This is a genomic window from Clostridium sp. UBA3061, from assembly GCF_002367465.1.
In the GTDB taxonomy this organism is placed as follows: domain Bacteria; phylum Bacillota; class Clostridia; order Clostridiales; family Clostridiaceae; genus Clostridium_J; species Clostridium_J sulfidigenes.
Genome location: NZ_DFCF01000010.1, coordinates 302,976 through 318,143 on the forward strand (window position 1 = coordinate 302,976; position 15,168 = coordinate 318,143).

Here is a 15,168-nt window from a genome sequence, read left to right on the forward strand (position 1 = left end):
CCTCCTATTCTGAATTTTTTCATTTATAATTCATACAATTATTTTAGATGTTCTTCAAACCAATTTGTTATTTCTGTAATTCTTCTTATTCTATGCTTTGGTTTTCCACTTCTGCTAAGCTCATGGTTTTCTCCTCTAAACATGCAAAGTCTAGCTTCAACTCCATGATATTTTAAAGCTGTGAACATCTGTATACCTTCAGCTAACCAACATCTATAGTCTTCTTCTGAATGTATAAATAAAGTTGGTGTCTTAACTTTATCTGCATATTTAAGCGGTGAATGATACCATAACTTATCCACATTACTCCATGGAGTCCCACCATTTTGATCATCTACAAAATAGAACCCTATATCTGTAGTGCAAAACTTAGAAATCCAGTTAGATATACTTCTTTGAGATGCTGCAGCTTTAAATCTATCAGTATGACCAATTATCCAGTTAGTCATAAATCCTCCATAAGATCCACCAGTTACCCCTACATTGTTTACATCAATATTTTTATACTTCTCTAAAACTATATCTGTAAAAGTCATTATATCATGGTAATCAATAGTTCCATATTTCCCTCTAATGTCTGCATAAGCTCTCCCATGACCGTCACTACCCCTTGGGTTACAAAAGAATACAAAGTACCCCATATTAGCCCAAAGTTGCATCTCATGATAAAAAACTTCACCATATACAGTTTTAGGTCCACCATGAATATCTAAAATAGCAGGATATTTTTTATTTTCTTCAAAGTCTACAGGTTTTAATACCCATCCTTCTATTACAACACCTGGTTCTGTTTCAACCTCAACTCTTTCTGGTTTCGAGATTTTTAATTCATCATGAATCCACTGATTAAATTTTGAAATTTCACACTCGCTACCATCTTTTAAAGAATATATTTCTTGTAATTTTTGATTTCTAAGGCCTATAAATAATATACTACCATTCTTAACATCAAAACAATCTACAGACCCTTTATTAAAACATATTTTTTCTATATTTCCATCTATATTGATTCTATTTATATAAGAACTATCTATTTCTGTAGTTATAAAATATAAGTATTTACTATCTCTTACAATAGATTTTCCTCCTCCATATCTACAATCTGAACCTACAGAGTTCCATGTACTTTTATCAAAATCTGGAGTTAATAAGGTTTTAATCTTAGTATTTATATCTATTAGGTAGAATCTACCATCTTCATTAATTCCATATTCTTGCATATCACTTCCAAGTACTATTAATTTCTCTTCATCCATGAAATTTACATAGCTATAAGAAAATTTTTCTTCTCCGTTAATTAAAGAAAGCTCATCTAATTTAATATTATAAATATATAGCTCATCATTAATTGCTGCCTTATCTTTATAGGAGCTTGCAACAAATACTACCTTACTTTTATCTTCACTTAATTCTAATGACATAACCGAAGTATACTCATCAGTTATTAAGTTTATCTCCTCTGTACTTACTACATATTTATATAATCCACTTCTCTTTTTATTAGTGAATCCACCACCATTGCTCCAAAATGGAATCTCATCTAAAACTTCATAGTCCTTCTCTTCTTTTCTAGACTTTAATTCCTCAACTTTTTCAGCGTCAGAAAGTCCAATTAAACTTTTTCTCCCAACTTTATGAATCCCTGTGAATAGGAATGTATCTTCATCCACCTCAACTATAGTTTCAACTAACATAGGGATTTTAAAAGCCTTAACAGCTTCTCCACCACGGATATTTAACTTGTAGAATTGAGTAAATTCATCACCATCTTCAAGTTTCTTTTTATCCTTACTATCTCTTACTCCTTGAAATAATATAGTCTCATTATCTTGGAGCCATATATAACTTCTTTCTTTATTAAAAGCAGTCAATTGATGATACTTATTCAAAGTTAAATCATAAAGCCATAAATTAGAATCATATGTGTTATCCTCTAAATTACAATTAGACACTACAAAGCAAGCAGTATCTCCCTTTGGTGAAAAGTTTAGAGATGATAAAAAGTTATATTTTGTAAAATCTTCTAGTTGAATGTTTTTCATAACGCTCCCCCCAATTACATATTAAAATAATTATACCATATTTTAACTTCATTGTAATTATTATAGTATACCTTATTAACATACTTCACTATTTTTTTCTTAAACTAAACCAATTAATCATTGTACAGCTTTACTCCTTGTAGAACAGTAAAGGAAATATCTTTTTTAAATTTCACTTACTTGATTAATATAGTTCCATTATCAAAATTTTATCATACATATCACAAAAACATATGTACGTAACCCTATAATTAATATATAATGTATTTAACTACTGAGCAGATATTATAGCTTTAATAATTAGTAGTAAAACAAAAGATGACAGGTGAAAAAATGACAAAACAAACACATGAATCTGGTGGATTTTTAATTGGAGTTATAACTATTTACCCAATGGTCCTAAAGAACTTAAACAATTACTTATTAATTTATCAGTTATTATTGATAATTTTATATTTTCGTGCAGTAAATATTGGAGCACTCTTTCCTGATATAGATCTTAAAAGTTCTTATATAAGTAAAAGATATCCATTAATTTCAAAATCCTTAGGTAAAAAATTTAAACACAGAGGTTTTACTCATAGTTTACTGTGTTTAATAGTATTATATATAGTTTATATTTTTTTTATTTACATAAGCAACTGGAATGTGGTAATAGAAATATTATGCTATGGCTTTTGGTTTGGGTATGCATCACATATATTTCTAGATTTATTTACTCACCAAGGTGTAGAATTATTATTTCCACTAAAAATTAATATTAATTTCCTTAATCTTAAAACTAATTCAATAGGTGAAAAAATCTTTAATAAAATATTAAAGATTTTATATTTACTACCATTATCATATTATATTTATAAAATTTATATTTGTTTTCTACCATAACCTACTATGATTAAAGCTTGTATTATAATCTACTACATTCATAATTGCAGTAGCTATAGTACAAGCTTTAATATAATATTAAATATTTTCTACCATATCTTTTGAACCTTTTTCTGAAGGCTTTAGTTGAGAAATTATTATAGCTATAAATATAAGTATACATCCAACTAAGCCTCTAGCACCAATTCTTTCTCCTAAGAACATAGCACCTCCTAATGCACCAAATACAGATTCCATGCTAAGAAGTATAGCTGCATGTGACGGTTTTGCATTTTTTTGTGCTACTACTTGAAGAGTATATGCAACTCCTACAGATAAAAGCCCACCATATAATATTGATACCATAGCTCCAGAAATCCCTACCATATTAATATCTTCAAATATAATAGCCATTACTAAACTTAAAATTGAACATGTAGCAAATTGTACACTTGATAACTTTAATGGATCTATTTTTTTAGTAAAGTTGTCAATTAATAAAATATGTACAGCCCATCCTACAGATCCTATTAATACTAATAAATCACCATTTGATATAGAAAAATCTTCATTAATACTTAATAAATATAATCCAATAATTGCTATAACTATTCCTAGCCAAGTACTTTTATTAACCTTTTGCTTTAAAAATAATCCTAATATAGGAACTATAACCATATAGAGTCCAGTAATGAAACCAGCCTTTCCGGCAGTTGTACCCATAACTCCCATTTGCTGAAGACTTGTTGCTATAAACAAGGCACAACCCGCAATTATCCCAGCTTTAACTGTAAGTTTTAAAGAATCTCTATCATTATTTTTGGTTTTCTCATTTTCCCCCTTTTTCTTATTTAAAAATAAAATTAACGGTATCAACGATATACTTCCAAGGGCAAACCTAATACCATTATATGTAAAAGCCCCTACATGTTCTGCTCCTACCTTTTGAGCTACAAATGCTAACCCCCATATTGCAGCTGTAAGTAGAAGTAAAATATTTGCTTTTAGTTGAGTCTTAGTCATAATAATCCCCTTTCAATTTAAACCTTTTTCATTATGAGAAAATTTATTTCTCATAATGAATAATCTATATGTTTTTTAACATATACTTATTAAATTCTACAAATTTTTCATTATTCCTCTTTTAAATAAAATTTTATTAGTACTACAATTTTATTACTTAAATATATGTTATTATTATATATTTAAGTGTATAATTACTATAAATAAACTTATGTGTGAATAATAACTATAGTAAGGAGGCGTTTAAATGAAATTTATAAAGAAGAATGGAAATGTTGTTTCCTTTGAACCATCAAAAATTAAAACTAGTGTTGAAAATGCTGGCTCTGATGTAGATATTCAACTTAACTCTAAAGAACTAGAACTAATTGTTTCAGATGTAGAGTCAATCTTAATATCTTTATCTAGAGAAATAACTACTGGTTATGAAGTAAGAAGTATTGTAGTAGAAGCATTAATTAAATATGGATATAAAAACATAGCTAAGTCATATATGCTAAATATACTTTAATCCTAAATCAGTTATAAAAAGCACAGTAGTTAATATCTACCGTGCTTTTATTAATCCTCTATACATATTTTTTTAACTTTTTAACTAAGAAAGCTGATAAAATGATTTTTAATATATCTCCAATTAAAAATGGTACTACACACATAAGCAACGCCTCTATTAGTCCACTTTGAATTATATGCATAAACCATACTGTTCCTACGAAGTAACATCCTAAGATACCTACTACCATAGCCACTGTATAAGAATATATACTGTTCCCTAACCTTTTAACTATAACTCCAATTATAATTGTAGTTATAATATATCCTACTATATATCCCCCTGTAGGACCAACTAGAATTCCAAGCCCCCCTGTAAAGTTTGCATAAACAGGAACTCCGATAGCTCCAATTATTACATATACCAATTGACTAATTGCACTTATCTTAGTTTCTAACAAACCTCCTGCAATAAAAACTGATATCATAGCAAGATTTATAGGAACAGGAGTAAATGGCAGTGGTATTGATATTTGTGAGAGAATAGCTGTTAATGCAGCAAAAATAGCGCATAATATAATGTTCTTAGTTGTAATTTTCAATGTTGTACCTCCAATATTAATACTTATTATATTTATTTCAAATATTTATTCCCTCATATATTAACATATGTGTACATCCATTTCTATAGCTTTTGCGAAAATTGTAATCTTTTTATTAAGATTAGGTTTACAATTTCTTTTGTGGATTTTTTAAATTGTACCTATACTAAAAAATATTACACTAATCCTTATGAAATGTTCAACTTTGTTTGAAACATGCTCAGAGGTATCTTATACAAAACATTTCTTATATGTAATATATTTCCTAAGAAATATTTTGTAAATGGTTATAATATTTCTTAGTAAGTTCATATAATTTTTCAAAGTTTTTATTTATCCATACAATAAGTTCCTTAGCCTGTTCTTTTGCATCTCCATATTGTTTTTCTGTTATTTCCTTATTATTTAAAGCCTCTTCTAATTCCTCTTCGTCTAATAAAATTACTTCTCCTGTAGTTAACACTACTATATCCAAAAATAAGTCATCATAAAAAGGTATTCCATCCTCAGTAAGTTCATATTTTTCTGAAATGTCAAAATACCATTGAATTATATTGTGTTTTTCATCAATCATAACTGTTAATACATAGTTTTTATTTTCTGGAAAATACTGAATCCAAGAATATTCCTTATCCACAATACAATAATCCACACCCTTAGTTTGTATAATTAAGGGTTCTGTTATCTCTTTCATATGGATACTTGATATATATCCTCTTAACTCTTCATTATCTATGAATTCAATTTTAAACTCTTTCCTTAATACTCTACTCCAATCTGGCTTATTAGCAAATCTTCTCTTCATTATATATCGTCTCCTTATAATGCTTATTAATATAATCTACTCTTGTAAATTAATCTCTATTTCCCTAATCGATCTGTCATTTTTAACTACAATTTCTGCAGATATCTTGTCCACCTTAGAAAAAAACTTTTCTCTCACGTTTCCAATTTTTTTATAAGCAATATTTAGCTCTTCCTCAGAACTAAATTTACCAATAGTCATATGTGGTATAAATTCAATCTGACTTAACCACTGTGGCTTATACGCCTTAAGTATTCCATCATATAATCTACTGTGAATTTCTCTTATTTCTTCTTTGCCTTTCTTTACCTCTAAACATAAATATAAACTTGAATCACTGCTAATTTTTATTATTCCTTCAAGTTCCACATTAAAGGGCTTTACACCCTTTAATGCTTCATTCATCCAATTCCTCAATTGGTACTCTTTAATTTTACTTTCAAAAGGAAAGACTAACGTTATATGAGGGCTCACATTATTTACAAAAGGATCATAAGTTTCTCTTATTTCATTAATTGTATTTATATTTTGAAACTCTGGAAATATCATTATACATCTTTTTATATCATTACCCATAGCTACTCCTATCCAGATATATATTATAAATATATAAAGTTTATTCTAGCATAAACTAAAAATTTATTGTAATTTTAATTATATATATAACTATATCTATATTAATTTTCTATAACAACTATTGATATTAAATTATCACTCAGTAGTTATTATATTATTTTACTTTTGGAAAAGATACTCTCTATGTAATACCCAAGTATTAGTCTCCCACCTATAAATACATACATTATCAAAATAGCCATGAAAATTGCATGGATACTTATTTACATAATTCCAAAGATCATAATATATGGTTTTTATTCTTTTTGAACTTATGGTAATATGAAATATTTTATCCTTACCATCTTTATTAGTAAATTCAATATAAGGAATCCTACTCATTTTACTAATTAATTCATCGTGAAGAGCCTTTCCCTCTTCACTCATTATCATATCCATATATATCACTCTATCATCAAAGTGATTATAACCGTTAATCTCTAAAGGCTCTCTTTTATGAGATATACAATAATTTTCTATAGATTTCTCTAGTTCTTTAATATCTCCATCATATTCAAAGGGGGCTTTTATAGTAAAATGTGCAGGTAATTTTGAAGACTTAGCCTTAAACTTATCATAAACTTCTTTTCTAAGATTATTGTTAAAATCTCCTGCTTCTCCCTTTATAACGGAAACAATAACGTATCTCATTTTATCACTTCCTAACTCCACTTTCTATTATTGAAAAACCCTTCTCTTCACAATCTATTTCAGCTTTTGCTCCATAAGGAATTGTAATCATAGGTGCTGTGTGTCCAAAATTCACATTAAATAGTATTGGTAAATCTTTTAGTTTCAATTCATCTCTTATGACCTTAATAAAAGCTTCCTTATACTCATTATAATAAACATTATCATAAGGTTTTCCAAAAACTATTCCATTTATATTTTGTAAAATTCCTTGAGCTCCATAGTTTCGTAGCCAATATTCCACATAAGTAGGTTCTGATTTATCTTCTGATGTTTCCAAAAACAATATTCCATCTTTCCACTTGTCACTACTTGGCCATACTTCAGTTCCTTTTAACATTTCTAATACATCAATACAACCACCTATTAAATGTCCTTGAACCTTTCCACTTCCTTGTAATATTTCATATTCCATATTTTTATTTACTTTTCTTGGAATAAATTTATTCTCTATTTGCCAAGGTAGATGTTCACTTGTCCAAATTTCTGATGGTCTAATATTACCAATAACATCATTAGTAAATAATACTCTATTTATATAAAACTTAGTATAGTCAAACATTTTTATATTTTCTGCAAATTCAGAAAGTACCGCAGGTCCATAAAAGCTACAAATTCCAGCTTTCATACATATAAAATGTGTAACTGTACTATCAGAATAACCAATAAAAATTTTGGGATTATTTCTTATTACTTCGTAATCAATATAAGGTAAAATTCTTATGCTTTCATCGCCCCCGATACAAGAAAAAATACCTTTAATCGAAGGATCTTTAAAAGCTTCCATCAAATCCTTTGCCCGTTCTTCTGGATTATTGTATACATATTCTGTACCCTTAAGAGTTGTCTTCATTTCAATAACTTGAAGCCCAAAATCTTCTTGGAGTCTTTTTTTCCCAACTTCATATCTCCAAAGAATATTTTCATCTCCTGCTCCGCCCCAAGATAGACTTATAGTTGCAACTTTATCTCCTTCCATTAACATAATGGGTTTTTTAAGTCCCATGGAGTTTAAATCATTTCCTTCATTGTTTTTATAATCTGATTTTAACACATCTTCAAAGTTTTTTCCCATTTTTTAACTCCCTCCTGCCTAATGCTTATAGGTTTATTTATACTTGCTCCATCATCTAAAGTATATATTCTGCAAACTTTATTAAATAAATGAGGCTGTATTGATGGATAAGTAAGATTTTTAGGTTGATTATCGAATAAGCAAATTTCCCTAATTTCCAAGTTAGGAAGTTCACCTAACTCCTCAATATCGGCAAAGAAAAGTGCCCCATAGGATTCATCATATTCATCAGTGTCATTACTCTCCCTTACAACAGAGTATATATTTACAGGATTAAGTTTAAATTTTATAGCTCCTGTTTCTTCTCTCAATTCTCTATTTGCAGTATCCTTTATACTTTCATTCTCTTCTCTATGTCCTCCTGGAATCTCCCAAGTATCTCTTTCTTTATGCTTTACAAATATCCATTGATTCATATATCTTGCCATTATTACTGCAAATTTCAATTTATAATCATCTATTTCGCTAAATTTATAAAAATTAACTTTCATTATTCCACTCCTTACCAATATAAGATTACTCTATAAACAGAGTTCTTAGCTTCTCTGAAGCTTACTAACAGAATTCTTAGTATCAATTTATTTGATACTTAGAAGTCGTTGTCCTTTAGGGGAAATCGTTATCCAGGGACGTACCAGCTCTTACTCCCACTTTGAAAAAGATGGAGTATTAGAGCTGGTAGTCATCGGATTAACCTTTATTATATATTACAATAAACTTACAGTATTAACAAATGAATAATAACTTTTAATAAATGTTTTATGTAAAATAAAAGCACTAAAGATATTTTTTATCTTAGTGCTTTTTTAATTTAATCCTTAATTATATATTTACAGTGAAACTTTTAATGCTTGTACTATTATTTATAAAACTCTTGTGTAGCATAGTATCTATTCCCAGCTTTATATACACCAACACCTATACTTGTAAAGTTAGGAGATAGTATGTTTTCTCTATGTCCTTGTGAATTCATCCAATTTATCATAAATTGATTTGCAAGTTCATTTATATCAGATACTCCACCTATATAAGCTATATTCTCTCCCCAAGATCTATAAGAAATACCATCTCTAGCCATTTGTGCTGTTATAAGCTCACCCTCTAGATTTCTATGGTCAAAATAATTTTTATCTCCCATATCCTTTGATTTTATTCTTGCGTATTTCTCCATAAGATTACTGTAACTTAGGGTGCTCATACCCGCTGTAGCTCTCTCTTCATTTACTTTTGTAAATATAAGCTGTTCTATTTGCGATGAAAAATCACCTGTAACTGTTGTAGTCGGTGTAGTTGATTTAGATGGTGTATTCACTTTTTCCTGAGATGGTACCGATGACTTTTCAGTATTACTATAAGAATTACCTCCAGTTATTTCTTCTTGATTATTAACTGTAGTATTAGAACTTTCTTTTTCCTCTAAATTACTTCCTTCATCATTATTAACTACATTTTTATCATTTTGTGAATTATCAGCTTGTCCACCACCCCTAGATAACCTAGTATCTTTACTAAGGTTTATTTCTTCATTACTGTTTTTATCTTTTTCATCTACTTCATCAGACAAAGCAATTTCATTTCTCTTGTCCTCTATTGTGTCTTCTTTTTCATCTACACTTTCAATTGTTGAATTATTAATGTACTTAGAATTATTTTGTAAAGTTAATCCTACCAGTGCAGTGCCTGCTAATGCTCCACATATAATTAATGTAATAAGTTTCCTTTTCATTAGTATCACTCCTTTTAATTCCCTTATTATTTATTTATAACATAAAATATAGAATTTTTTATTAGTAGAACACTTCCTATGATTCTATAATAATTAATAATTTCATATTATTTACTTATAATAACGTTCCTCTCTTCCATAAATTTTTCTACTAACTATAATACAGATGCTATAATTGTTACCCTTTTCCAGGTTAATAAATGAATATAATCTATATATAAATTTAAATTTATTAAAAAATTTATTATTCTTCACCTATGAATAGACACTTAATTGCAATTATATTTAACTAAAAATTCATATAATTCATTTTATTTATATTATATAATTATTTTATAACCTTAAATTAATTATGAGGGGGAACTATAAATTTGGATATCATTGTAATTAGACATGGTCAATCAGAAGCAGACATATTAAATGTTCATGAAGGAAGAGCAGATTTTCCATTAACAGAGCTTGGAAATAAGCAAGGTTTAGCTATGTCAAATTTTTTATCAATTAATTATAATATTGATAAAATTTATTCCAGTCCGTTAAAACGTGCTAGTGAAACTGCTAAAATATTATCTAATGCTACTAACATTCCTATTATATATGAAAATGGGCTTATGGAATTTAATAATGGACTATTAGCAGGGTTATCTAGAGAAGAGGCAAATCAGCGCTATCCTGAACCTGCTATAAGATGGCCTCACACATCTATGTATGGAATGGAAAGTATGATAGAATTCAGAGCTAGGGGTGAATCCATATTATCAAAGATAGTTAGCGAAAACTCCTCTGATTCTACTATAGCCATTGTTGCTCATGGTGGTATTATAAATATGCTTTTTAGAAGTTTTCTTGAGCTTCCTATAAATTCACAACTTTTTATATCTACAGGTGATACTGGAATACACCACTGGCAGATAACTAGCTGTTGTCATAGAATAATTTATACAAATAAATTATCTCATTTAGATACCTTAGATAGGAAATAATCTATTAATATAAGTTATGAAAGGAAATAAATGATGATATATAAAGAATTAAAAATAACTGACTTAGTTCCTGAACTATTAAATGATTTTGATAGACATGAGAAAATATACAGAGCTTGGAGACTAAGAGATGATGGAAGTGAGTATCTAAAAGATATCTATTATGAAGAGAATTGGGATAATAATGAGCTATTATGCATATCTAATGAATTAAAATCTACATTTGAAAAAGGTGGTTCAGTTTTTGCAGCCTTTGATGAAAGTAAATTAGTAGGATTTGCTTCCCTAGAAAATGAATTCTTTGGAAGTAAAAAACAATATATTCAATTGTCCAATCTTCACGTTACAAACAGCCACCGCCATAAAGGTATTGGGAAAACACTATTTAACATGTGTATTAATAAAGCTAGAGAATTAAAGGCTAGTAAAGTTTATATCTCTGCCTCATCTTGTGAAAATGCTCAAACCTTTTATAGGTGTATGGGATGTATACTAACTAAAGAAGTAAATAAAAAGCTGTATAGTCTTGAGCCCTTTGATTATCATATGGAATATATCTTATAAAATATATTATATTTAACTCAGTATAAAATGCTTAAAAGGAAGGAGATTAATTAAACATGTAATTAATCTCCTTCCTCCTATTGAATAGGTAAATAAAGTCTAACTTTGGATATTCAGAAACTTCTTCTATATAGGCTATCTTCTAAGCTTCAAGGCCCCATATCTGCCTCATTTCCTCACAGTTTTCAAGAAGTTCTTCAAGTCTTCCCTGTCCTGCAATTTTTCCATCCTTCATAACTAAAATTTTATCTGCATTCTTTAAGGCTACATGTCTATTAGAAACTACTAAGGCTGTTATATTTTTTCTTTCAAACATCCTATCCCAAAGCTTTATTTCTGTTTCTATGTCTAAGGCACTAGATATATCATCAAAGACATATAAATCAGCCTTTCTTGCAAACATTCTCGCCACAGCTACTCTTTGTCTTTGACCTCCGGAAAGTTTTACTCCTTTAGAACCTATCAAGGTATCTATTCCATCCTTAAAATTCTTAATATCCCTATCTAAAACTGCTGAATATATAGCTTGCTCCAATTTATTTCCTTCATCCTTTAGTCCTAAAAGAACATTATTTTTAATAGTATCACTAAATAAATTAGGATTCTGAGATGTATAAGCTACTATTGGCGGTGTTAGCTTTTCACTACTATTTTTAACTTCTTCATCATTTAGATAGATTTTCCCACTATCTACAGGTAACATTCCTAAAATAGATTTTATAAGAGTTGTCTTCCCTGCTCCAATTCTTCCTGTAACTACTACTAAATCACCCTTATTTACTCTTAAGTTAATATTTTCTATACCACTAGTTTCATTATACTTATAGGTTAGCTCCTTAACCTCTAAACTCTTAAATTCTATATCTTCTTGTTTACATTTCTCTTCAATTAATTCACCTTTTAGATATAATGAATTATGAGCTAATAACTCTTTTTCCATATTTTCATCTAAGAGTTTAAACATTCTCTTAAATGCAATTCCCCCTTGCTGATACCTAGCAAAAATTTCTCCAAGGAAGCCTGCAAAATCAGCTACAAAGGGAAGATAATATAGAAATAGTGAAAAATCTCCTACTGAAAAGCTCCCTTCCAGCATATATTTACCTGTTAATAGCAATATAAATCCAGTACCAATAGTTACAGCATTTTCATATATAGCATCCATGATATTTACAAAAATCTTATCGCGCACCATATATTTCATTCTTTTTTCATTAAGATTATTTAGATTATTAATTATATACTTCTCACTTCCAGATATTTTTATGGCTTGTATTCCAGTAAATATTTCCCCTATAGCCCCTGATACATCACCAGTTGCTTCCCTAGCAGTAGTCCTGTATTTTGAAATATACTTCATAGCCTTTTGTGATAATAATATTACTATAACTAAAGGAGCAAAAATAAATAAAGTTACCTTTACATTTATGGTTAATAAAATAATTAGTGCTCCTAAAGCAAATAATCCATCCCCAATTATATCTAAGGTGAAGCTTATAACAGTCTCAATCTCTTCTATATCATCTCTAAAACAGTTCATAGACTCACCTAAAGAAGTCTTATTTTCAATTAATGGATTATTTATAATACACTCTAGTAGATTTCTTCTAAGTAATCCACTCATAGAAAATCTATGGTTAGCGTCTACTCTTCCACCCATAGCTATAATAATTGATCTAGTTAATGCTACTACTAAAATTAATGCCATAAGGCTTAGAATTTCACTATTCAACCCTCCACTTTTCTCTAAGACTTCAAAAAATCTCTTAGTAATTAAACCCGGTATCAGTGGAAACATATGAATTGTTATCCATAAAAAGCAGTTGAGTAAATAATACCATGGTCTATACATTATCATCTTACCAACATACTCAAGCACTGGAATTTTCTCCTTTTTACTTTTTATCATGCCAGCACCTCCTCCATACCCTTTTGTAGTAAATTATAAAATTTTGAATTATTATCTTTATAAAGTTTCTTTCTATTGCCGTACTCTACAATTGTTCCTTCTTCAAGAATCAAAATGCTATCTGCTCTACCAACTGTTCCAAGTCTATGAGCTATAATTATACAAGTCCTATTTTGGAGTAGTTTATTTAGCGCATTATCTATAAGTCCTTCAGTGATTGGATCAAGTTTTGAAGTAGCTTCATCTAAAATAACTAATTTGGGATTTTTAAGAAACACTCTTACAAAAGCGAGAAGTTGAGCTTCTCCTGAAGATAAGCCACTACCACCATTATCTAGAATAGTATTTAGCCCTTGGGGTAAATTATTAAGCCATGGCATTAATCCAATATCTTCAATGATATTAAGTATAGTTTCATCTTTAATACTAGGATTAAAGAGTGTGAGATTTTCTCTAACTGTTGCATGAAAAATTTGTACTTCTTGAGTAACATAACTAATATTTTCCATTAAACTTTCTTTAGTGAAGCTCTTTAAATCCTCTCCATTAAATCTAATAGCTCCATTGCATACATCGTATATCCTTACAATTAACCTAGCTAAGGTAGTTTTACCACTCCCTGTATGACCTAGTACTCCTAAAATAGTATTTTTTTCTATATTAATATTTATATCTTTAAGTACAGCTTCTCCATCTTCATAACTAAATGAAACTCCATCTATAGCTACATCAATAGAATCTTTACTATTTAGACCATTATAGCCGTACTTTATTGTACTTTTAATTTGCAAAAGCTCTTTTATACGCTTAATACTTGCTTCAGCTCTTTGAAGTTTTTGCATCTGTGATCTGATTTCTTCTAGTGGATTAGCCATAAGCTCAACATAGTGAAATATTAAATATACAGTACCAAAGGTTATTAATGAATTCCCATAAAAATACGCTGAAAGTATTAATGCTGCAGCATTACCTAATGCAAAGACAATTATGTTAGCTATCCACATATAATAGTGGCCTAAACTGGCTTTTATTTCAACGGGCAGCATTTTTCTAAATAATTTATATAAACTATTCATAGTGTAATTTTTACTGCCACAAGTATTTATATCTTCCACACTAGTAATGTGTTCCCCTAAAAAACCATACAACTGCGCACTATATTCCCTTGATTTTTCCCAATGCTTTGATGAATGTTTTTCTATATATTTCATTACAACCATATCCAAAATAGCAATCATGGTTAATGTTAATCCAATCCTCCAATCTTCTTTATATAGCAATAAAATTATTCCTATTAAAAGTCCTAAATTTGATATAAATTGCAATACAAAAGTGGAGAAGAAACTAAATAGAGCATTTACATCTCCATCAACCCTTTCAAGCATCTCTCCTGATTGATGTGTTTTATGGAAATCCATATCTAAGTTTATACAGTGCTCTATTAAATCTCCTCTTAATGCATTAGTTGCTCTCCATCCAACCTTTTCACTAATATAAGTTGATATAATTTTAAATACTTGCCTTATAATTCCAAAAGCTATAAATAACAGAGCTGCTATTACTAAATTTTCGCTGCCCAAATTCTCTGTTACAGCATCAATATAATATCTCAATATTTGTGGGTTAGCTAATTGTATTACTAAGTTAATAACTAATATAAAAAATAGTAGTATTACCATATTTTTTTGCTTTTTTAAGTACTTATATAATAATCCAAAGTAATCTTTTATTGGCAACTTCATTGTCATCCCTCCTTTCAATTGATTATATTGAAACCA

At 28.9% G+C, this 15,168-nt stretch carries 15 protein-coding genes; 4 read left to right on the top strand and 11 right to left on the bottom strand.

The annotated features are described in order from the left end of the window. Positions 1-38 precede the first annotated feature (38 nt). A complete protein-coding gene (locus tag B2P65_RS09005) occupies positions 39-2,042 on the bottom strand; it encodes a S9 family peptidase (RefSeq protein WP_346846518.1) in 2,004 nt (667 codons plus the stop codon). Between the two features lie 333 nt (positions 2,043-2,375). On the opposite strand from B2P65_RS09005, the gene B2P65_RS18070 reads away from it, so the two are divergent. Further along, positions 2,376-2,927, top strand: coding sequence for a metal-dependent hydrolase (locus tag B2P65_RS18070; protein WP_414632290.1), 552 nt, complete (start codon positions 2,376-2,378; stop codon positions 2,925-2,927). A gap of 78 nt (positions 2,928-3,005) precedes the next feature. Here B2P65_RS18070 and B2P65_RS09010 read toward each other — a convergent pair whose 3' ends face one another. Continuing rightward, positions 3,006-3,929, bottom strand: coding sequence for a DMT family transporter (locus B2P65_RS09010; RefSeq protein ID WP_346846517.1), 924 nt, complete (start codon positions 3,927-3,929; stop codon positions 3,006-3,008). A 247-nt stretch (positions 3,930-4,176) separates the two neighbouring features. On the opposite strand from B2P65_RS09010, the gene B2P65_RS09015 reads away from it, so the two are divergent. Further along, complete coding sequence (locus B2P65_RS09015) at positions 4,177-4,440, top strand: ATP cone domain-containing protein (RefSeq protein WP_150842366.1); 264 nt, start codon at positions 4,177-4,179, stop codon at positions 4,438-4,440. A gap of 58 nt (positions 4,441-4,498) precedes the next feature. On the opposite strand, the gene B2P65_RS09020 is transcribed toward B2P65_RS09015, so the two are convergent. From B2P65_RS09020 to B2P65_RS09050, 7 genes are all read right to left on the bottom strand, one after another. Further along, a complete protein-coding gene (locus B2P65_RS09020; protein ID WP_346846516.1) occupies positions 4,499-5,023 on the bottom strand; it encodes a biotin transporter BioY in 525 nt (174 codons plus the stop codon). Between the two features lie 265 nt (positions 5,024-5,288). Continuing rightward, positions 5,289-5,828 carry a DUF402 domain-containing protein gene (locus B2P65_RS09025; protein WP_035134925.1) on the bottom strand — a complete coding sequence of 180 codons (540 nt, stop codon included), beginning with the start codon at positions 5,826-5,828 and terminating at the stop codon, positions 5,289-5,291. Between the two features lie 36 nt (positions 5,829-5,864). Then, positions 5,865-6,404 carry a 2'-5' RNA ligase family protein gene (locus tag B2P65_RS09030; RefSeq protein ID WP_346846514.1) on the bottom strand — a complete coding sequence of 180 codons (540 nt, stop codon included), beginning with the start codon at positions 6,402-6,404 and terminating at the stop codon, positions 5,865-5,867. A 159-nt stretch (positions 6,405-6,563) separates the two neighbouring features. After that, positions 6,564-7,094 (bottom strand): 2'-5' RNA ligase family protein, encoded by a 531-nt coding sequence (locus tag B2P65_RS09035; protein ID WP_150842363.1) that lies wholly within the window; start codon positions 7,092-7,094, stop codon positions 6,564-6,566. Positions 7,095-7,098: 4 nt separating this feature from the next. After that, a complete protein-coding gene (locus B2P65_RS09040) occupies positions 7,099-8,139 on the bottom strand; it encodes a S66 peptidase family protein (protein WP_346880110.1) in 1,041 nt (346 codons plus the stop codon). Positions 8,140-8,180: 41 nt separating this feature from the next. Beyond that, positions 8,181-8,699 (bottom strand): NUDIX hydrolase, encoded by a 519-nt coding sequence (locus B2P65_RS09045; RefSeq protein WP_346880025.1) that lies wholly within the window; start codon positions 8,697-8,699, stop codon positions 8,181-8,183. A 368-nt stretch (positions 8,700-9,067) separates the two neighbouring features. Next, positions 9,068-9,934, bottom strand: a complete 867-nt coding sequence (locus tag B2P65_RS09050; protein ID WP_346880026.1) for a CAP domain-containing protein — start codon at positions 9,932-9,934, stop codon at positions 9,068-9,070. Positions 9,935-10,305: 371 nt separating this feature from the next. Here B2P65_RS09050 and B2P65_RS09055 point away from each other — a divergent pair, with 371 nt between their 5' ends. Further along, entirely contained in the window at positions 10,306-10,917 is a 612-nt protein-coding gene (locus B2P65_RS09055) for a histidine phosphatase family protein (RefSeq protein ID WP_346880027.1), read from the top strand. Between the two features lie 30 nt (positions 10,918-10,947). Continuing rightward, positions 10,948-11,481, top strand: a complete 534-nt coding sequence (locus tag B2P65_RS09060; RefSeq protein WP_346846510.1) for a GNAT family N-acetyltransferase — start codon at positions 10,948-10,950, stop codon at positions 11,479-11,481. Between the two features lie 142 nt (positions 11,482-11,623). Here the strand turns inward: B2P65_RS09060 and B2P65_RS09065 are convergent, their stop codons facing one another. Further along, positions 11,624-13,390, bottom strand: coding sequence for an ABC transporter ATP-binding protein (locus B2P65_RS09065; RefSeq protein ID WP_346880028.1), 1,767 nt, complete (start codon positions 13,388-13,390; stop codon positions 11,624-11,626). Further along, a complete protein-coding gene (locus B2P65_RS09070; protein WP_346879211.1) occupies positions 13,387-15,132 on the bottom strand; it encodes an ABC transporter ATP-binding protein in 1,746 nt (581 codons plus the stop codon). Before B2P65_RS09070 ends, B2P65_RS09065 begins: the two co-directional genes overlap by 4 nt. Positions 15,133-15,168 lie beyond the last annotated feature (36 nt).